General features: G+C 59.5%; 20 protein-coding genes and 1 tRNA gene. 7 read left to right on the plus strand and 14 right to left on the minus strand.

Annotation, left to right across the window (positions count from 1 at the left end; all coding sequences use genetic code 11):
* Positions 1–145: 145 nt before the first annotated feature.
* Both ACXHXG_RS00730 and ACXHXG_RS00735 read left to right on the plus strand, forming a co-directional pair.
* Entirely contained in the window at positions 146–538 is a 393-nt protein-coding gene (locus tag ACXHXG_RS00730; protein ID WP_104822637.1) for a hypothetical protein, read from the plus strand.
* A 93-nt stretch (positions 539–631) separates the two neighbouring features.
* Positions 632–1,306, plus strand: a complete 675-nt coding sequence (locus ACXHXG_RS00735) for a thermonuclease family protein (RefSeq protein WP_104822636.1) — start codon at positions 632–634, stop codon at positions 1,304–1,306.
* 37 nt (positions 1,307–1,343) lie between these two features.
* On the opposite strand, the gene ACXHXG_RS00740 is transcribed toward ACXHXG_RS00735, so the two are convergent.
* Both ACXHXG_RS00740 and ACXHXG_RS00745 read right to left on the minus strand, forming a co-directional pair.
* A tRNA-Pro gene (locus ACXHXG_RS00740) sits at positions 1,344–1,420 on the minus strand.
* 114 nt (positions 1,421–1,534) lie between these two features.
* Positions 1,535–1,924 carry a BA14K family protein gene (locus tag ACXHXG_RS00745; RefSeq protein ID WP_457898219.1) on the minus strand — a complete coding sequence of 130 codons (390 nt, stop codon included), beginning with the start codon at positions 1,922–1,924 and terminating at the stop codon, positions 1,535–1,537.
* A 169-nt stretch (positions 1,925–2,093) separates the two neighbouring features.
* Here ACXHXG_RS00745 and ACXHXG_RS00750 point away from each other — a divergent pair, with 169 nt between their 5' ends.
* Positions 2,094–2,354 carry a hypothetical protein gene (locus tag ACXHXG_RS00750; RefSeq protein ID WP_457898220.1) on the plus strand — a complete coding sequence of 87 codons (261 nt, stop codon included), beginning with the start codon at positions 2,094–2,096 and terminating at the stop codon, positions 2,352–2,354.
* Between the two features lie 152 nt (positions 2,355–2,506).
* On the opposite strand, the gene ACXHXG_RS00755 is transcribed toward ACXHXG_RS00750, so the two are convergent.
* Positions 2,507–3,607: a porin gene (locus ACXHXG_RS00755; protein ID WP_457898221.1), complete on the minus strand. Its 1,101-nt coding sequence runs from the start codon at positions 3,605–3,607 to the stop codon at positions 2,507–2,509.
* Positions 3,608–4,000: 393 nt separating this feature from the next.
* Between ACXHXG_RS00755 and ACXHXG_RS00760 the strand changes: the two genes are divergently transcribed.
* A complete protein-coding gene (locus ACXHXG_RS00760) occupies positions 4,001–4,288 on the plus strand; it encodes a hypothetical protein (protein ID WP_104822632.1) in 288 nt (95 codons plus the stop codon).
* A 66-nt stretch (positions 4,289–4,354) separates the two neighbouring features.
* Here ACXHXG_RS00760 and ACXHXG_RS00765 read toward each other — a convergent pair whose 3' ends face one another.
* The 6 genes from ACXHXG_RS00765 to ACXHXG_RS00790 form a co-directional block, all read right to left on the minus strand.
* A complete protein-coding gene (locus ACXHXG_RS00765; protein ID WP_104822631.1) occupies positions 4,355–4,894 on the minus strand; it encodes a MerR family transcriptional regulator in 540 nt (179 codons plus the stop codon).
* Positions 4,895–5,121: 227 nt separating this feature from the next.
* Positions 5,122–5,460: an integration host factor subunit alpha gene (locus tag ACXHXG_RS00770; protein WP_104822630.1), complete on the minus strand. Its 339-nt coding sequence runs from the start codon at positions 5,458–5,460 to the stop codon at positions 5,122–5,124.
* Between the two features lie 107 nt (positions 5,461–5,567).
* Entirely contained in the window at positions 5,568–6,539 is a 972-nt protein-coding gene (locus ACXHXG_RS00775; RefSeq protein ID WP_457898222.1) for a beta-ketoacyl-ACP synthase III, read from the minus strand.
* 19 nt (positions 6,540–6,558) lie between these two features.
* Positions 6,559–7,605, minus strand: a complete 1,047-nt coding sequence (gene plsX, locus ACXHXG_RS00780) for a phosphate acyltransferase PlsX (RefSeq protein ID WP_104822628.1) — start codon at positions 7,603–7,605, stop codon at positions 6,559–6,561.
* Positions 7,606–7,707: 102 nt separating this feature from the next.
* A complete protein-coding gene (locus tag ACXHXG_RS00785) occupies positions 7,708–8,265 on the minus strand; it encodes a YceD family protein (protein WP_285168158.1) in 558 nt (185 codons plus the stop codon).
* 9 nt (positions 8,266–8,274) lie between these two features.
* Positions 8,275–8,889: a ubiquinol-cytochrome C chaperone family protein gene (locus ACXHXG_RS00790; RefSeq protein ID WP_457898223.1), complete on the minus strand. Its 615-nt coding sequence runs from the start codon at positions 8,887–8,889 to the stop codon at positions 8,275–8,277.
* Between the two features lie 223 nt (positions 8,890–9,112).
* Here ACXHXG_RS00790 and ACXHXG_RS00795 point away from each other — a divergent pair, with 223 nt between their 5' ends.
* The gene (locus tag ACXHXG_RS00795) at positions 9,113–9,622 is read left to right on the plus strand and encodes an outer membrane protein assembly factor BamE (RefSeq protein ID WP_104822625.1); all 510 of its coding nucleotides are present in this window, start codon (positions 9,113–9,115) and stop codon (positions 9,620–9,622) included.
* A gap of 72 nt (positions 9,623–9,694) precedes the next feature.
* On the opposite strand, the gene ACXHXG_RS00800 is transcribed toward ACXHXG_RS00795, so the two are convergent.
* The 3 genes from ACXHXG_RS00800 to ACXHXG_RS00810 all read right to left on the minus strand — a co-directional run bounded on the left by ACXHXG_RS00800 (position 9,695) and on the right by ACXHXG_RS00810 (position 13,025).
* Complete coding sequence (locus tag ACXHXG_RS00800) at positions 9,695–11,833, minus strand: sodium-translocating pyrophosphatase (protein ID WP_283049917.1); 2,139 nt, start codon at positions 11,831–11,833, stop codon at positions 9,695–9,697.
* 249 nt (positions 11,834–12,082) lie between these two features.
* The gene (gene nusB, locus ACXHXG_RS00805) at positions 12,083–12,565 is read right to left on the minus strand and encodes a transcription antitermination factor NusB (RefSeq protein WP_104822623.1); all 483 of its coding nucleotides are present in this window, start codon (positions 12,563–12,565) and stop codon (positions 12,083–12,085) included.
* A 4-nt stretch (positions 12,566–12,569) separates the two neighbouring features.
* Positions 12,570–13,025 (minus strand): 6,7-dimethyl-8-ribityllumazine synthase, encoded by a 456-nt coding sequence (locus ACXHXG_RS00810; RefSeq protein ID WP_104822622.1) that lies wholly within the window; start codon positions 13,023–13,025, stop codon positions 12,570–12,572.
* A 201-nt stretch (positions 13,026–13,226) separates the two neighbouring features.
* Between ACXHXG_RS00810 and ACXHXG_RS00815 the strand changes: the two genes are divergently transcribed.
* Positions 13,227–13,730: a cupin domain-containing protein gene (locus tag ACXHXG_RS00815; RefSeq protein ID WP_104822621.1), complete on the plus strand. Its 504-nt coding sequence runs from the start codon at positions 13,227–13,229 to the stop codon at positions 13,728–13,730.
* 52 nt (positions 13,731–13,782) lie between these two features.
* Positions 13,783–14,304, plus strand: coding sequence for a GNAT family N-acetyltransferase (locus ACXHXG_RS00820; protein WP_457898802.1), 522 nt, complete (start codon positions 13,783–13,785; stop codon positions 14,302–14,304).
* A gap of 44 nt (positions 14,305–14,348) precedes the next feature.
* Here ACXHXG_RS00820 and ACXHXG_RS00825 read toward each other — a convergent pair whose 3' ends face one another.
* Both ACXHXG_RS00825 and ribD read right to left on the minus strand, forming a co-directional pair.
* Positions 14,349–14,969 carry a riboflavin synthase gene (locus ACXHXG_RS00825; protein WP_457898224.1) on the minus strand — a complete coding sequence of 207 codons (621 nt, stop codon included), beginning with the start codon at positions 14,967–14,969 and terminating at the stop codon, positions 14,349–14,351.
* On the minus strand, positions 14,969–16,078 hold the full coding sequence (ribD, locus tag ACXHXG_RS00830; protein ID WP_457898225.1) for a bifunctional diaminohydroxyphosphoribosylaminopyrimidine deaminase/5-amino-6-(5-phosphoribosylamino)uracil reductase RibD: 1,110 nt from the start codon (positions 16,076–16,078) through the stop codon (positions 14,969–14,971). The genes ACXHXG_RS00825 and ribD overlap by 1 nt, the downstream gene beginning before the upstream one ends.
* Between the last annotated feature and the right edge of the window lie 2 nt (positions 16,079–16,080).

Genomic DNA, 16,080 nt, shown 5'->3' on the forward strand with positions numbered 1-16,080 from the left:
TTTTGTGGGAGCAGCTCTTTATCTCGAAGCACGTCTGATTCGGAGGAATATGCTCGCAATTCTCACAAGACTACAATTTTAAGTTACGCCATCACCAAGCCTTCACCGATGCCTGACATAAAGGACAAGAAACGGAGGCTTCCTGATGAACAAACGTCTGATCTCGGCGACACTTTGCATGCTTCTGCTCGGCGCCGCGGCGCCGGCCTCTTCGCAGTCCCTTTCGGCGTTGCCGCTGCGCAATCCGCGCCAGGTTCCCGATGGCTATATCTCCGTGCAATCCGGGATATCGCTTTCCGTCCCGATCACGGATGGCAGCGATGAAAAACAGCAGCAGGATGCGATCAAATCCTTCTATCGCATCGCTGCCAGCAATTGCACCGTGCTGCTCGATACCATTGCCGACGATTGCCAGATCAACGCGCTTTCCAGCAACACCGATGTCACCAATATGGACGGTCGCGGGCCGAAGCTGACAGTGCGCGGCCAGATCACGATGGCTGTCAAGCTGAAGCCTACCGCCGGCGCCGCGAAGTGAATAAAGGTTCCGCTTAGGCATCCGGCAGCAGGGAAGCCAACGGATCGGTAAGAAATCTTGGCGATAATTTCCTCGCAATTGAGGAATGAAGCCATGGCAAAAACGAAACGACGCACGCGGCGCAAGCCGCAAGCTAAAGCGGGCAATTCGATGTGGCTGTGGGGCACGGTCGGTCTGGCCGCCATAGCAGGCATTTTCGCCTATGAGCATCGCCGGGATATGCCTTCGTTGCAGGGCTATGCCGGCGCCGCCGCCGTTCGGCACGTGCCGCAGGACGCGCCGTTGCCGACGGCCAAGCCGAAGCCCAAAATGGTTGCCGTCGTTCCCGAACACCCGACCTCGGCGCTGCCGGTCCCGCCAAACGTTATTCCCGTTGCCGTGCCGGCGGATCGGACGCTGGCCGCTGCCCCGCCTGAAGCCGCCGGACGATTCGGCCTGTGCGGCGGCGAAACCGGCATCAACTGCGTCGTCGACGGCAACACCTTCTGGCAGAATGGAATCAAAATCCGCCTGGCGGATATCGATGTCCCTGACATCGAGCCCTCGCATTGCGCCGGCGAGCGGCAAAAAGCCACCGCCGCGAAGCTGCGACTGCAAGCCCTTCTCAACCGCGACACCTTCGTGCTCTCCGCCAGCGGGCGGGGTGACGATCAACAGGGTAGCAAATTCCGCATCGCCATGCGGGCCGGCCGATCCATCGGCGATCAAATGGTTGCGGAAGGACTGGCCCGCCGCTGGACGGGGCAGACAACATCGTGGTGCAGCTAAATCAATGAAAATTTGATTGGGAGTTCAAGGAGATAAATGGTCGGGGCGACTGGACTCGAACCAGCGACCCCTTGACCCCCAGTCAAGTGCGCTACCGGGCTGCGCTACGCCCCGACCTGCCGAAAAGGCTTGATTGCATTAGTCTGTCGGGCATGGCAGCGCAAGAGGTAAAATCGCACGTCGGGATAAAAACGGCATCAAGAGCGAGAAAAATTCTCGCTCTGCCGATCACCTGCATACGCGCCGAGGCCCGTGGCTAGGTTGGTATGTGTTGTCCGAGACGCGGTAGGACGGGTAGCGGTCGGCGCAGGCTTGCGCATGGCTGTCGTAGTAGCCTTCCGTGCGCTGCCTGTTGAAAAGCGTGCCGGTCACGAAGGATTTGAACAACACACCGCTGTCGGAATCATCGTCATAGTAACCGTCGAAGCCATGGTACTTATGGCCGCCGCGCCAATGGTTATGGCTGTGGCCATGCCCATGGTCGTGGACCTGAATGATATCGGATTGCTCCGGCACCGAGAGCGTGGGCATGGTGACGGCGCCGGCGGGTACAACGGCGCTTGCTGCCAATAACAGACCAAAACCCAGGGCCGCTGCCGATCTTTTGATCGTACGCATGTGCAACTCCTTCGAATTCCAGCAGCAGCAAGCTCAACTTCATGAGAGCCTTGCCGCCGACCACTCCGGCATTAGCTTTATATAGTGGCTTTGAACCAAGCTCACAGATGCCTTGCCGTCTTCCAGGCGGATTTTTCATTGAATAAGAAGTGATTAGAAAGTTACGGCGATGAAGCTCTTGATTGCCTTGGTGCTGTGCGGACCTTTGCTTGCCGCATGCACGACGAACGACCAATCCCTGCAGCCGATTCCCGGCAGCATCACCTATGGCGGCCAGCCGCGTTTGAAGCTGACGCTATCGCCTCCGGGCACCCGATTGCCGCACCATTTTGTCAATCAGTGGGGCCAGGATGTGTATGAAACCTACATCATCCAGCCCGATCGCAGCCTGAAGCTCGTTAGTAGGGAAGAGATAACCCGGCCGTTCTAGCAGCGGCGGCACCCATCAACAAAAAACTCCGCCGGCGTAACACCGGCAGAGTTTTCATTTTTCGGCGAGATGATAGCCGTGGTGGTAGTGATTGTCGCTGACCGCAGCGCCGACGAGGACGTCGCCCGCTTTCGGTCGAAGATCGCTTCCGCTTAGAAATTCCGTTCGAAACGGAGGATGCCGGCGACCGTATCATCATTGATGAAGTCATAGTGCATGTAGGTCAGTTCCGGCTCGATGAGCAGATCCTTGACCGGATTGAACTTGACGTTGGTGGTGGTCTCGAAAATCTTCGACTCGGTGTAGGCAAGCTGCAGGTTCCACTTCAGCTTTTCGTTGATGGGCACGCCCACGCCGCCCCATACGGCCCAGTCACCCCAGCCGCACTTTGCCCCGTGAACGACACCATCTGACGTCGTGCAGGCCGATTCATCCTGATAGGAGCCGGCATACTGGTTGAGCTTGTCACCATCCGTATTCCAACCGCCCATCAGGAATGCTTCCACGCCGCCGAACTTGGCATCGATGCGGGCCTTGATGGCACCCTCCTCGACGATTGAGTCATATCCGCCGACGATTTTGAAGCCGAGGTTGCCAGTCGTGTAGCCCAAACCTGCAACAACGTCCGGCAAATAATGATCGGCCTTGGAGGTTACCCAAGCACCGCCATAGCTATCGGAATCCGATGTCGAGTTGCTGTCTTCCAGCGAAATGACGCCGGTGAAGCCGTTGCCGGCGTCATAGTTATACGTCAACTGGTTGAGCTCATAGGGGCCGTCATAGATCGCATCGTCGTTGATGACGTCGCCGGCGTAACCGGCATAGAGGTTATACTGCGAATCGAGCTTGCCGACGGTGAAGCCGCCAAGGCTGATATTGGCAAACAGCAGCTTCGACGCGGTATCGCCTCCATCGTTCCATTCCCATCGCAGGATAAGATTTGTCTTCAGAGGACCGTATTCCGTGTCCGTCGCCGTATCGACCTTGAGCTCCGCGCGGTCATGCCAGAGCGTGCCGACCCTGCTGTTCGGATTATAGGCATCGTACCATTGGCCTTCCGTACGAACTTTGCCGCCGATCTTGAGGCAGGTTTCCGTGCCTGGAATGAAGAAATAGCCGGTGCCGTAGGCGTCGCAAATGCGCACATATTCCAGCGGCTCGGGTTCTGCCGCGACAACGGCGTCTGCCGCATGGGCACCGCTCACCGATGCCAATGCGGCGGCGGAGCCGAGAAGAAGGCTCTTGATGTTCATGGTGTCTCCATTCGAATATCCACCAGGATGGCTTTGCGGCTGATGGTATCGGGCCGTGCCATAACCTGATTTAAGTCCCCTCATATCGAGGGCGAAGCAACGAAGCTTCATCGCCGAAGCTGGACCCGGTATCGGGAGCTTGCAAGTTAATAAGCAGAGCAAACCAATCGTCACATTAATGTCGAATTCCATACGTGACAAAAATAACACTTACATTTGCTCAGTCGCCTGGCAAATGCTCGACATCCACATCTAAGAACTGACCCGGTTCAGCCAGCACGTATTTTAGCTGTATTGAATGACAGCAATAAATAATTACAATCCGCCGGTCGGGATTACCATCGTCTGCTGCAACCGGAACGGTGCAGATGACCAGATCAGCGGGAAAAGCCCATGTTTCTCAGAGTGCTCAGCATATCTCTCCTCACTGTCGGCATGGTCACGACAGCTATGGCAGCGTCAAGCGGTCATGGAGCTGGCGGCGATCGCGGTGGCTGGGGCGACAGTCCGGGCGCGGACGACCCTGGCAATTATCGCAACACCATTGTCGGTGATCGCGACACGAGCGACACGGTGGAAAAGGACCCGAACGCATGCTGGACGCTCCCTCGCTCCGCCGATGGAAAATCCATCGTTGCGCCGAGCCAGGCTAATCCCACTGTTCCACGCAGGTGCAACTGACCTCTGAAAATCATAACAGAAACTCAAACATTGCAGGTTGTCAGCTTTTCCGGCGTGGCCTCTGTCTTACCGCACTTGATCGAGCAACCGCTTGCATTCCAGCAGGTCATAAAGCGTTTCCTGCAGCAGCGCCCGATCTTCCTTGCCGACGCTCGACTTGCCGATGGAAACATCGGGAGCCTCGTCTTCACCGCTGACGAAGTTGAAGAAGCGACGGCTGATCGGCGCCTTGGGGCGGCCGACGATTTGGTCGTCGTCCGGAGAGCCGACGCGCGGCTCGGCCACGACCGGCTCCTGCGCAGTGGCCAGCGCCTCGACGCTCGCAAGATCGCCATGGCCGACGGCGATGACGAATTTGTTGCCATTGGTCTTCAGAAGCTTCTGAACGCCCTTGATCGTATAGCCATGGTCATAGAGCAGATGACGGATGCCGTTCAGCAGATCGACGTCTTCCGGACGATAGTAGCGCCGGCCGCCGCCGCGCTTCATCGGCTTGATCTGCGGAAAACGGGTCTCCCAGAAACGCAGGACATGCTGCGGCAGATCAAGGTCTTCCGCGACTTCGCTGATCGTGCGAAATGCATCCGGGCTCTTGTCCATCGTCATACCCCCACAGCATGGCTCCGGCGCCATTCAGGCCGGATCATGCGAAACCCGATATCCGCACCGCGCCTTATCGCGATACGACTCATCATATTTCAACGGTTTGCCGGGAGAAATTCAAGTCGCCTCTTCAGCTCTTTCACAAGCAAGCCGAAAAATAAGCGCGAACAACCTGGAAAACTGCGTGCCAGAGCACATGCCCCTGCACAGCCAATATCGGTTTTGATGGATCAGGAAACGGGATTTGCCGGCCGGACTTTCGCCTTGCGGCTGGCATGGGCCTTCAGGATACGCGTCTTGAGGACGTTGGACGCCTTGAACGTCATGACACGGCGCGGAGAGATGGGCACCTCTTCGCCGGTCTTCGGGTTTCGACCAATGCGTTCGTTCTTGTCGCGCACCTGAAACGTCGCGAAGGAGGAGAGTTTTACCGTCTCGCCACGCACGATGGCGTTGCAAATTTCATCGATCACCGTTTCGACCAGTTCCGCCGACTCAGTCCGGGAGAGGCCGACTTTCCGGAATACCGACTCCGCCAAGTCCGCGCGCGTCACTGTCTTGCCCGTCATAGTTCCCCGCCCATATTGCTACGTAATTTTATCTAAGCTGCAAGAGACTATTGCCCTTGCACCAAACGGTCAAGCTCTTGTTAGGAATCGGATTTTAGAGACGCGGCCTACCAACGCAGCAGGACCGCGCCCCAGGTAAAACCGCCGCCCATGGCTTCCAGCATCACCAGATCGCCCTTCTTGATCCGGCCGTCGCCTGCCGCTACGGCAAGCGCGAGCGGGATCGACGCCGCTGACGTATTGCCATGGAGATCCACGGTAACCACAACCTTCTCGGGAGCAATTCCGAGCTTCTTGGCTGAGCCGTCGATGATGCGGCGGTTTGCCTGATGCGGCACCAGCCAGTCGAGATCGTCCGCTGTCACTTCCGCCGCTTCGAAGGTGGCCTGGATGACATCGGTGATCATGCCGACGGCATGTTTGAACACTTCCCGGCCTGCCATATGCAGCACGCCGACCGTTCCTGTCGAGGAGGGGCCGCCATCGACGTAGAGCTTGTCCTTGTGAGCACCGTCGGAACGCAGGCTCGCTGTCAGCACGCCACGATCACTGCTGGCGCCGGTCCCCTCGCCTGCTTCGAGGATCAGCGCACCGGCACCGTCGCCGAAGAGGACGCAGGTCGTGCGGTCCGTCCAGTCCAGAATGCGGGAGAATGTTTCGGCGCCGATGACGAGCACGCGCTTGGCAACGCTGCCACGAATATAGGCGTCGGCGGTCGTCACCGCATAGACGAAGCCCGAACAGACAGCCTGGACATCGAAGGCGAAGCCATGATGCATGCCGAGGCGGTTCTGGATGTTCACCGCGGTGGCGGGAAAAGTATTATCCGGCGTCGAGGTGGCGACAATGATCAGGTCGAGATCGTCGGCCGTCAGGCCGGCATTGGCAAGGGCTGCCCGCGCCGCCTGCTCGCCGAGCGAGGCCGTGGTTTCGCCTTCGCCGGCGATATAGCGCTGGCGGATGCCAGTGCGCTGGATAATCCAATCGTCGCTGGTGTCGACGATTTGCTCCATCTCGCGATTGGTCACGACGCGCTTGGGGAGCGCCGAGCCAAATCCGCGAACAACTGAACGGATCATTCTTGTTATACCCCGTCGCTCATGCCGCTTCCGGTCCGATCGGCGGCTGCCGTTTGGCATGATATTTTTTCAGATCGTTTTCTATCTTTTGAGTGAGGCCATTCTTGGCCATGTCATAGCCGACATCGATGGCCGCCGCAAAAGCCTCGGCATTGGCGCCGCCATGGCTCTTAATGACGATACCGTTGAGGCCGAGGAAGACGCCGCCATTGACCTTGCTCGGATCGAGCTTCTCGCGCAGCAGGTCGAAGGCGCCCTTGGCAAAGATATAGCCGATGCGGGCCAGCAGCGTGCGCGTCATGGCCGCGCGCAGATAAGCGCCGATCTGCTTTGCCGTGCCCTCGGCCGCCTTCAATGCGATATTGCCCGAGAAACCCTCCGTCACCACCACATCGACGGTGCCTTTGCCGATATCGTCGCCCTCGACGAAGCCGAAATATTCGAGCGATTCGAGATTGGCTTCGCGGATCAGGCGGCCGGCTTCCTTGACGTCTTCCTGGCCCTTGATTTCTTCAACGCCGACATTCAGCAGGCCGATGGTCGGTCGCTCGATCTCAAAGAGCGCGCGCGCCATGGCGCCACCCATCAAGGCGAAATCCAGCAATTGCTGCGAATCGGCGCCGATGGTCGCGCCGACATCGAGCACGATGCTTTCGCCCCGCAGCGTCGGCCAGATTGCGGCGATCGCGGGACGTTCGATGTTGGCCATCGTGCGCAGGCAGAATTTTGCCATAGCCATCAGCGCACCGGTATTGCCGGCGGAAACGACGACATCGGCGTCGCCGACCTTCACTGCCTCGATCGAGCGCCACATGCTGGAAATATAGCGGCCGCGGCGCAGGGCCTGGCTCGGCTTTTCATCCATGCTGATGGCGACATCGCATTCATGAAAGACGGATTTTTCCCGAAGTTTCGGATATTTGCCGAGGACCGCTTCGCAACGATCCTTCTGGCCGTACATGACGAACGTAATGTCGGGATGCCTATCCAGCGCCTTGGCCGCGCCAGGAATGACAACCTCAGGGCCGAAGTCGCCACCCATTAGGTCAAGAGAAATTCTGATCACGCGTCCCTAGTCCTTTTTGTCCGCCGGGCCCGGCGAATTTGGCGTCAAAATACCGGTTTCTCCTCGCGTTACAACTGAATTGTGTTCAATTGCCAGAGGGGTCTATTCCTTTTTCCAGTCTTTCAGGACAGCGAAAGGCGACGGTTTCTTGTCATCTTCACCACTATCCTCGATGTGACCTTCGAACTCGATGCCGGGCTTGCGCGGATAGGGATCAATGGCAAGCGCGGCGAATTCGGCAACGACTGCCCCGGCATCGATCGTATCGCCGATGAAGGTTTCCGGAAGATCCGGACCGTCGGGGTCGAGCACCATTTCGCCTGCATCCATGGACGGCGCCCGCGCGAGCTTCGAATCCTCGGGGATGAAAATATGCTCGAAATCCTCGTCGATCTCCGATTCGACCGGCTCCAGCGTCACCACACAGGCCTGGACGATCTTTGCGCGAACATTGCCCTTGAGGCGGATGCCGTCGCGCTTCCAGCGGGAAATCTTCAGATCTGCCGAGAGGCTCTCCACGGAAAGCACATCCCAAAGCGCAGCCAAGCCAACAAGCTCCCTCTTGTCGGCTTCGAGATGCACGTCCACCGGGTTGGCGGAGATATGGCCGACCTTCACCGGATAGGAAAAGGGCGTTTCGTCGGAGTTGGTTCTTTTCATTTTTGTCTCCTAAGGTGCGTCTTTGCCGATTTCAGGCGGCTGCGGCAGCGTTGCGGAGCCGGTGGCGATCTCGGTTTCTGCGATCCCTGACAGATGCGTCTCGGCGGTCATCATCCAATCCGCAAGAGCAATCATCGAGGGAGCTCCCTCGCCTGCCTTGGGATAGATATTGCGCCGGAGGGCAGCGGCCAGCGCGACACGGTCGTTCCCGTCCATCGCGGCGGCATAGCTCTCCAGCCGCCCGTAAAACATACCGGCCAGTTTCTTCATCCGCTTCGGCACGCTGTTGTCGCCGATTCCGAGTTCGCGGATCGAATAGTCGATATCCTCAAAAAAGGCATCGACGATTTCCTGGGCAAGCTCCTGGCCGCTGGTTTCAGACGAACGTGTACGGCGGAAAAACAGGATCATCACCGCCGACAGCAGCTCGAAACGACCCATCACCGTGTCCGGCACATCATAATCCGTATAGAAAACCGGCAGGCGCGCCATCGCGGTCAGGGTGTCATATTGCCTGACGACGATGAGCTGGTTGTGATTTCTTTTGCGGAAGAGCCCAAAAATCATGAAAATTCCCAGAATTGGCTCATTCAGAGCGCCCCGTTGCGCTCGGCCTTGTTGCATCCACTTGAAAGCTGGTTTACCGAAGCAGGCGCGAATTGCAATGCCGTTTGTGCCCGCTTCAAGGTCCCGCCCCAGCCGTCGTCACTCTCCGTGCATGATTGGTGATGAAGAGTGCCGAACAACATCGTTGAGCCTTCCGCAATCGCGGAATGGCCACAATGATGTGCACAGCAAGGTCATATCGGCCGTTCGGCCATCGGTTTGATTCATTAGGGGAGATGAGATGTCGTTGACGAGACGGTATTTCAAGTCTGACAGAACTTTCATCAGTAGTGCCGCTATCGCTCTGGTGATTGCCACCGCGGGGCTCGCGGGCTGCCAGACCAGCGAGGTCATGAACAACGGCTACATCTTCGACCAGCAAGCGCTCAATCTCGTGCCCGTCGGCTCGAGCCGCGAGCAGGTGCTGCTTTCGCTCGGCACGCCGTCGACGACGGCGACCTTCGATGGCGAAGTCTTCTATTACATCTCCCAGAAACGCACGCGCGCCGTGGCCTTCATGAAGCCGAAGCTGGTCGACCAAAACATTCTGGCGATCTATTTCGACAAGGACGGCGTGGTGAAGCAGGAAGCCAACTACACGCTGAAGGACGGCCGGGTCTTCGACATGATCAGCCGCACGACGCCGACCGGCGGTCGCGACATGACCTTCCTGCAACAGATCCTGCAGGGCGGCGGCAACGGCATCAACGGCGCGAAGAACTTCCTCAACAACCTCAACGCCGGCCAATAAGCTGGCGATACCCCATCAAAAAACCCGCGAAGCGCAGGCTTCGCGGGTTTTTCATTTGTTCAGCCCTCGCCCTTATCCGGCGAGAACGGCAAGCAGCAGCAGCGCGACGATATTGGTGATCTTGATTGCCGGGTTGACGGCGGGACCGGCTGTGTCCTTGTAGGGATCGCCGACGGTGTCGCCCGTGACGGAAGCCTTGTGCGCCTCCGAGCCCTTCAGGTGACGCGCGCCGTCCTTATCGACGAAACCGTCTTCGAAGCTCTTCTTGGCATTGTCCCAGGCACCGCCGCCCGACGTCATGGAAATGGCGACGAACAGGCCGTTGATGATGACGCCCAGCAGCGAGGCGCCGAGCGCGGCAAATGCCGAGGCTTTCGAGCCGGAGATCAACAGCACGCCGAAATAGACGACGATCGGCGCCAGTACCGGCAGCAGGGACGGAATGATCATCTCGCGAATGGCAGCCTTGGTCAGAAGGTCGACAGCGCGGCCGTAATCGGGGCGCTCGGTACCCTTCATGATGCCCGGCTTTTCACGAAACTGCTTACGCACCTCTTCGACGATCGCGCCAGCCGCGCGGCCGACGGCGGTCATGGCGATGCCGCCGAAGAGATAGGGAATCAGGCCGCCAAACAACAGGCCGGCGACGACATAAGGGTTGGAGAGATCGAAGGATATCGTGCCCACATTCGTGAAATAGGGGAACTGATCGCCATGGGCTGCGAAATATTTCAAGTCGTTCGAATAGGCGGCAAAGAGCACCAGAGCGCCGAGGCCGGCCGAGCCGATGGCATAACCCTTCGTCACCGCCTTGGTGGTGTTACCGACTGCGTCTAGCGCGTCGGTCGATTTGCGCACTTCCGGCGGAAGATGCGACATTTCGGCGATGCCGCCGGCATTGTCGGTGACCGGACCGAAGGCGTCCAGCGCAACAATCATCCCGGCGAGACCGAGCATGGCGGTGACCGCGATACCGGTGCCGAACAGGCCGCCGAGCTGATAGGTGGCAAGGATACCGCCGACGATGACGATTGCCGGCAGTGCCGTCGATTCGAGTGAAACGGCGAGGCCCTGGATCACGTTGGTGCCATGGCCGGTGACCGAGGCCTGGGCGATGGAATTGACCGGGCGCTTGTTGGTGCCGGTATAATATTCAGTGATGACGACGATCAGCGCCGTGACGATCAGGCCGACGATACCGCAAAAGAACAGCCTCGTGCCGGTGACTTCGAAACCTGCGGTAGCGCCGATCGAACCCCAGCCGACGGTCACAGACGTGGCGGCCGCAAGACCAATGATCGACAGAACGCCCGTGGCAATCAGGCCCTTGTAGAGCGCGCCCATGATCGAGCCGTTTACGCCGAGCTTGACGAAGAAAGTGCCAATGATCGACGTGATGATGCAGGCGCCACAGACCGCCAGCGGATAGATCATCGCGGAGGCGAGAATTGGCGTGCCGGCGAAGAAGATCGCTGCGAGAACCATGGTCGCCACGACGGAGACTGCATAGGTTTCGAAGAGGTCGGCGGCCATGCCGGCGCAGTCTCCGACGTTGTCGCCAACATTGTCAGCGATGGTGGCGGGATTGCGCGGGTCATCCTCGGGAATGCCGGCTTCCACCTTGCCGACGAGGTCGCCGCCGACATCGGCGCCCTTGGTGAAGATACCGCCGCCGAGACGGGCGAAGATCGAAATCAGCGAGGCGCCGAAGCCGAGCGCCACCAGCGCATCGATGACGTCGCGCGAGCCCGGCTCATGGCCGAGAACACCCGTCAGCACGTAGAAATAGATGGAGACGCCGAGCAGAGCGAGGCCGGCGACCAGCATGCCGGTGATGGCGCCCGACTTGAAGGCGATGTCGAGACCGGCCGACAGGCTGTGCGAGGAGGCCTGTGCGGTGCGGACATTGGCGCGCACGGAGACATGCATGCCGATGAAACCGGCGGCACCCGACAGGATAGCGCCGATCAGGAAACCGATGGCGGCTTCGCCCGACAGGAGCAGCCAGGCCAGGATGAAAACGATGACGCCGACAATGGCAATGGTTCTGTATTGACGCGCCAGATAGGCTTGCGCGCCTTCTCGAATATAGCCTGCAATCTCCTGCATGCGTGCATTGCCCTGGTCGGCTGACAGCACCGACCGGGTTGCCCAGACGGCGTAGATCACCGAGAGCAGTCCGCACGCGATAACACCTAACAGAATCGACATTTCGCTTTTTCCCTCCAAAAAAGCCGGCGGTTCACTCCCCCTCCGGCCGCCCGCGACAATGGCCTGCCCCCTCCTCCCAAGGGGGTCGGCAAATGTGCAAGGGGAGATTGCGTTTGGGAAAACGTCGCGTCAAGACCGCCCGCGGGTAAAACACCCGATGGAAGTTCAAAAGAATGTCGCTTGGTGAAATCAGGCGCGAGCGAAAGAAACGAAACCGGCAGGGATCAAGCGCCGGCCTGACGTCGGGCCTTATTTCTTGGCTTCGCTGCGAACCTGCTTGGCGATTCGGTCGAGCACGGCGTTGACGAGCTTCGGCTCATCCTCTTCAAAAAAGGCGTGAGCGATCTCGACATATTCGGTGACGATGACCGGGACCGGCACGTCCTTGCGGTCGAGAAGCTCGAAGGTGCCGGCACGCAGGATGGCACGCACGGTGCTGTCGAGACGCGACAGCGCCCAATCGTCCTGCAGGGCGGAGCCGATCAGCGGATCGAGCCGGGTCTGCTCGCGCACGACACCGGCGACGATGGAACGGAACCAGGATGCGTCGGCCTTCAGATAGGTCTCGCCGTCCAGCTCCTGTCCGAGACGGTGTGCCTCGTATTCGGCTACCACCTCCAACACGCCGGTACCGCCGATATCCATCTGATAGAGCGCCTGAACGGCGGCAAGGCGTGCTGCCCCCCGCTGGTTCGCGGTCTTTGCCGGTCGCTCGTTATCCTGATTGCTCATGAACTTATGCACCCAACTTTTGTTTCAGCGCGATCATCGTCAGCGCTGCGCGGGCGGCAAAGCCACCCTTGTCCTTGTCCGAGCGGCGCACGCGCACCCAGGCCTGATCGTCGTTTTCGACCGTCAGGATCCCGTTGCCGATCGCCAGAGATTCGCTGACGGCCAGATCCATCAGCGCACGCGAAGATTCGTTGGAGACGATGTCGAAATGATAGGTCTCGCCGCGGATGACCATACCGAGGGCGACATAGCCGTCATATTCGGTGCCCCCGTTGTCGGCGCCGTCAAGTGCCATGGCGATGGCGGCCGGAATCTCCAGGGCGCCGGGCACGGTGACGACGTCATAGGTCGCGCCGGCTTCTTCGAGCGCGGTCTTGGCGCCGTCGAGAAGAGCGTCGGCCATGTCATCGTAGAAGCGGGCTTCAACGATGAGGATGTGGGCATTGGTAGAGCTGGACATACGTCACCTGCTAAATGAGAGGGCGGGCAGCACCTTGATAAGGGCGGGTCAAACCACGGCGGGCCGCGCTTGGCAAGTGTTTTTCGGATGCCTGCGCCAATTCTAATCCGGATTTGAGGAACATTGATCCGTGCCAGAAATTGTATCTTCCGCCAGCTCACTCGCTTCGCTAATAATTTGCTACTGGCAGGGAGGAACCTGATGACAGAAAAAACCAGATGCGCTGTCAACCTCGGCGAGCTACACCTCGATCATTGGCAGCAGGGAGATTTTTTTGCCGGCAGCGATGTCTCCTTCGGCGCACTGCTCGGGCTGAAGGATCTTGGCATCAGCTACAATGAAGTGCCGCCCGGCAAATCCGGCTGTCCATTTCACAATCATCACGTCGAGGAAGAGCTCTTCGTCATTTTAGAGGGCGAAGGCGAATATCGCTTCGGGAGCGAACGTTTCCTGGTTGCGAAAGGCGATGTCCTCGGAGCGCCCGCCGGCGGCCAGGAAACTGCCCATCAGCTCATCAATATCGGCCCGAGCGTGCTGATCTATCTCGTCATCTCAACCAAAGCCAGGACGGAGATCGTCGAATATCCCGACTCCGGCAAGTTCATGGCGAAAACCAATCGCCCCGGCGAGGCGCCGCGGCGCTTCAGCTTCATCGGGCGCGAAGACGGCGCCGTGGATTATTGGGACGGCGAGCCGGGAGCATAAACAGATGCATATGAACGCAGAAACGGCAGACAGGAAGGAAGCCGCTCCCGCCATGACCATAATTCCGACGCTGATGACCGAACGCCTCATCCTCCGCTCGCACCGGCTGGAGGATTTCGAAGAATATACCGCCTTCTGGACGCAGGAAGATCTTGTCCGCTACATCGGCGGCGAGACGTCGACGCGTGAACAGGCCTGGTCGCGCCTGTTGCGTTATGCCGGCATGTGGCACCACCTTGGCTTCGGTTTCTTCGCCGTCGAAGAACGTCAGAGCGGCCGCTTCATCGGCGAAGTCGGCTTCCTCGACCTGCATCGCGACATGCACCCGACCACTACGGAGGGGACCTTGGAAACCGGCTGGGGGATCACACCAGCGCTGCAGGGCAGAGGTTATGCAACGGAAGCCGTCAAGGCGGCGATCGCCTGGGCCGACGACACATTCCCCGGCCGACGCATGACCTGCATCGTCGATCCAGAAAACAGGGCATCGTTGCGCGTCGCCGAAAAAGTCGGCTTCCGCCGGATCGGTGAAGTCTTCTACAAGGACAAACCGAACGTCATGTTCGAGCGGTAGTGGCGGAATCAACCGCGGAGATTGGGGCCACGAGAAACTTACAATCAGCTTTCCCGCGCCACCGGGAATTCCGCCAGCCGTGCGGCATAGCGGGCCATGGTGTCGACTTCGAAATTGACGAAATCGCCGGCCTTACGTTCGCCCCAGGTGGTGACCTCCAGAGTGTGGCGGATCAGGAGCACGTCGAAATCCGTGCCGTCGACGGCGTTTACCGTGAGCGACGTGCCGTCGAGAGCGATCGAGCCCTTAGGAGCAACGAATTTTGCGAGATGCGCCGGAGCGCGCAGGCGAAAGCGGGTGGCGTCGCCCTCCGCCGTCACCGACAGGATTTCGGCCTTACCGTCGACATGGCCCGAGACGATGTGGCCGCCGAGCTCATCGCCGATCTTCAGCGAGCGCTCGAGATTGATATGGCTACCAGCCTGCCAGGTGGCAATGGTGGTCAGCCGCAGGGCCTCTTCCCAGGCCTCGACTTCGAACCAGCGACCGTTGCTGCCGACTTCCGGCAGGCCCGTCACCGTCAGGCAGACGCCGGAATGGGAAATCGAGGCACCCATATCGATTGTTGCCGGATCGTAATTGGTGGCGACCCGCAGCTTGATGCCTTCCTTGAGAGGGGAAATAGATTCGATCTTGCCGATATCGGTGACAATTCCGGTAAACATCAAAAACCTCTTTCAAATTCGTCGCAGCGATCATCGCCAAACCGGCTCGCGCGGATATGCCTGAAACTGGGTGGGATATTGGTCTTCGTGATCGGCGATTCAATACCGCCCTCGCCGATCGTAGCCGGCCCCTGAAACAGAAGGATGCGGTCGACGAGGTCGGCATCAAGGAAGCGTTGCGCTGTCCTTGCCCCGCCTTCGACCAGCAAAGAAGAGATGCCGCGCGTACCCAACGCTTCAACCAACTCCCCCAGCTCGCCGGAATTGGATTGCAGCACTTCAGCGCCGGCGGCATCCAGCGCGGCGCGGCGGCCCATGAAGGCCTTGTCAGTGTTTTCATCGAATGGCGGCGGATCGCCGGCGACGATCATCAACCCATATTGCTCAGCCGTCTTCACGAGCTTGCTGCCAAGCGGAAGCTGAAGCTGGTCGTCGATGACGATACGCAATGGCGTACGGCTTTCTAGCCCCGGCAGACGGCAGGTCAATTCCGGATCGTCTGCCACCGCCGTGCCGATGCCGACAAGAATCGCGTCGCTTTCGGCGCGCAGGACCTGCACCTGGGCGCGGGCGATATCGCCGGTGATGCGCACCTGCCCCTCGCCGGTTTTGCCAATCATCCCGTCTGCCGAAACAGCAAGTTTGAGAGTCACATACGGCCGTTTTCTCGTCTGGCGCATGAGGTAGCCGGCAAGAGCACGCCTGCCCTCCTCCTCGAGAATACCGGCATCGACCTCGATCCCCGCCTGCCGCAGCAGCGCGATGCCGCGGCCGGAAACACGCTGATCGGGATCGGTGACGCTGATGACGACGCGGGCGACGCCGTAGGCGATGAGCGCCTCGGCACAGGGCGGCGTCTTGCCGTGGTGCGAACAGGGTTCGAGGGTGACGTAGGCCGTGGCGCCCCGCGCCGCTTCGCCGGCCTCGGCCAAAGCTTGCGGCTCGGCATGCGGCCTACCGCCAAGCGCGGTAACGGCGCGGCCGATGACAGCACCATCCTTGACAATCAGACATCCGACGGACGGGTTGGTGGAGGTAAGCCCCAGATGCGTGCGCGACAGACGGATCGCCGCGGCCATGAAACGCTCGTCTTCAGGCCGGAGCGCCATGG

The organism is Rhizobium sp. LEGMi-198b, assembly GCF_054114205.1.

What these genes read in the sequence shown, in the direction of transcription:
- ACXHXG_RS00730 (WP_104822637.1), top strand. Translation starts at nt 146, where the DNA reads ATGAACAAACGTCTGATCTCGGCGACACTTTGCATGCTTCTGCTCGGC.
- ACXHXG_RS00735 (WP_104822636.1), top strand. Translation starts at nt 632, where the DNA reads ATGGCAAAAACGAAACGACGCACGCGGCGCAAGCCGCAAGCTAAAGCG.
- ACXHXG_RS00745 (WP_457898219.1), bottom strand. Translation starts at nt 1,924, where the DNA reads ATGCGTACGATCAAAAGATCGGCAGCGGCCCTGGGTTTTGGTCTGTTA.
- ACXHXG_RS00750 (WP_457898220.1), top strand. Translation starts at nt 2,094, where the DNA reads ATGAAGCTCTTGATTGCCTTGGTGCTGTGCGGACCTTTGCTTGCCGCA.
- ACXHXG_RS00755 (WP_457898221.1), bottom strand. Translation starts at nt 3,607, where the DNA reads ATGAACATCAAGAGCCTTCTTCTCGGCTCCGCCGCCGCATTGGCATCG.
- ACXHXG_RS00760 (WP_104822632.1), top strand. Translation starts at nt 4,001, where the DNA reads ATGTTTCTCAGAGTGCTCAGCATATCTCTCCTCACTGTCGGCATGGTC.
- ACXHXG_RS00765 (WP_104822631.1), bottom strand. Translation starts at nt 4,894, where the DNA reads ATGACGATGGACAAGAGCCCGGATGCATTTCGCACGATCAGCGAAGTC.
- ACXHXG_RS00770 (WP_104822630.1), bottom strand. Translation starts at nt 5,460, where the DNA reads ATGACGGGCAAGACAGTGACGCGCGCGGACTTGGCGGAGTCGGTATTC.
- ACXHXG_RS00775 (WP_457898222.1), bottom strand. Translation starts at nt 6,539, where the DNA reads ATGATCCGTTCAGTTGTTCGCGGATTTGGCTCGGCGCTCCCCAAGCGC.
- ACXHXG_RS00785 (WP_285168158.1), bottom strand. Translation starts at nt 8,265, where the DNA reads ATGAAAAGAACCAACTCCGACGAAACGCCCTTTTCCTATCCGGTGAAG.
- ACXHXG_RS00790 (WP_457898223.1), bottom strand. Translation starts at nt 8,889, where the DNA reads ATGCAACAAGGCCGAGCGCAACGGGGCGCTCTGAATGAGCCAATTCTG.
- ACXHXG_RS00795 (WP_104822625.1), top strand. Translation starts at nt 9,113, where the DNA reads ATGTCGTTGACGAGACGGTATTTCAAGTCTGACAGAACTTTCATCAGT.
- ACXHXG_RS00800 (WP_283049917.1), bottom strand. Translation starts at nt 11,833, where the DNA reads ATGTCGATTCTGTTAGGTGTTATCGCGTGCGGACTGCTCTCGGTGATC.
- nusB (WP_104822623.1), bottom strand. Translation starts at nt 12,565, where the DNA reads ATGAGCAATCAGGATAACGAGCGACCGGCAAAGACCGCGAACCAGCGG.
- ACXHXG_RS00810 (WP_104822622.1), bottom strand. Translation starts at nt 13,025, where the DNA reads ATGTCCAGCTCTACCAATGCCCACATCCTCATCGTTGAAGCCCGCTTC.
- ACXHXG_RS00815 (WP_104822621.1), top strand. Translation starts at nt 13,227, where the DNA reads ATGACAGAAAAAACCAGATGCGCTGTCAACCTCGGCGAGCTACACCTC.
- ACXHXG_RS00820 (WP_457898802.1), top strand. Translation starts at nt 13,783, where the DNA reads ATGACCATAATTCCGACGCTGATGACCGAACGCCTCATCCTCCGCTCG.
- ACXHXG_RS00825 (WP_457898224.1), bottom strand. Translation starts at nt 14,969, where the DNA reads ATGTTTACCGGAATTGTCACCGATATCGGCAAGATCGAATCTATTTCC.
- ribD (WP_457898225.1), bottom strand. Translation starts at nt 16,078, where the DNA reads ATGGCGCTCCGGCCTGAAGACGAGCGTTTCATGGCCGCGGCGATCCGT.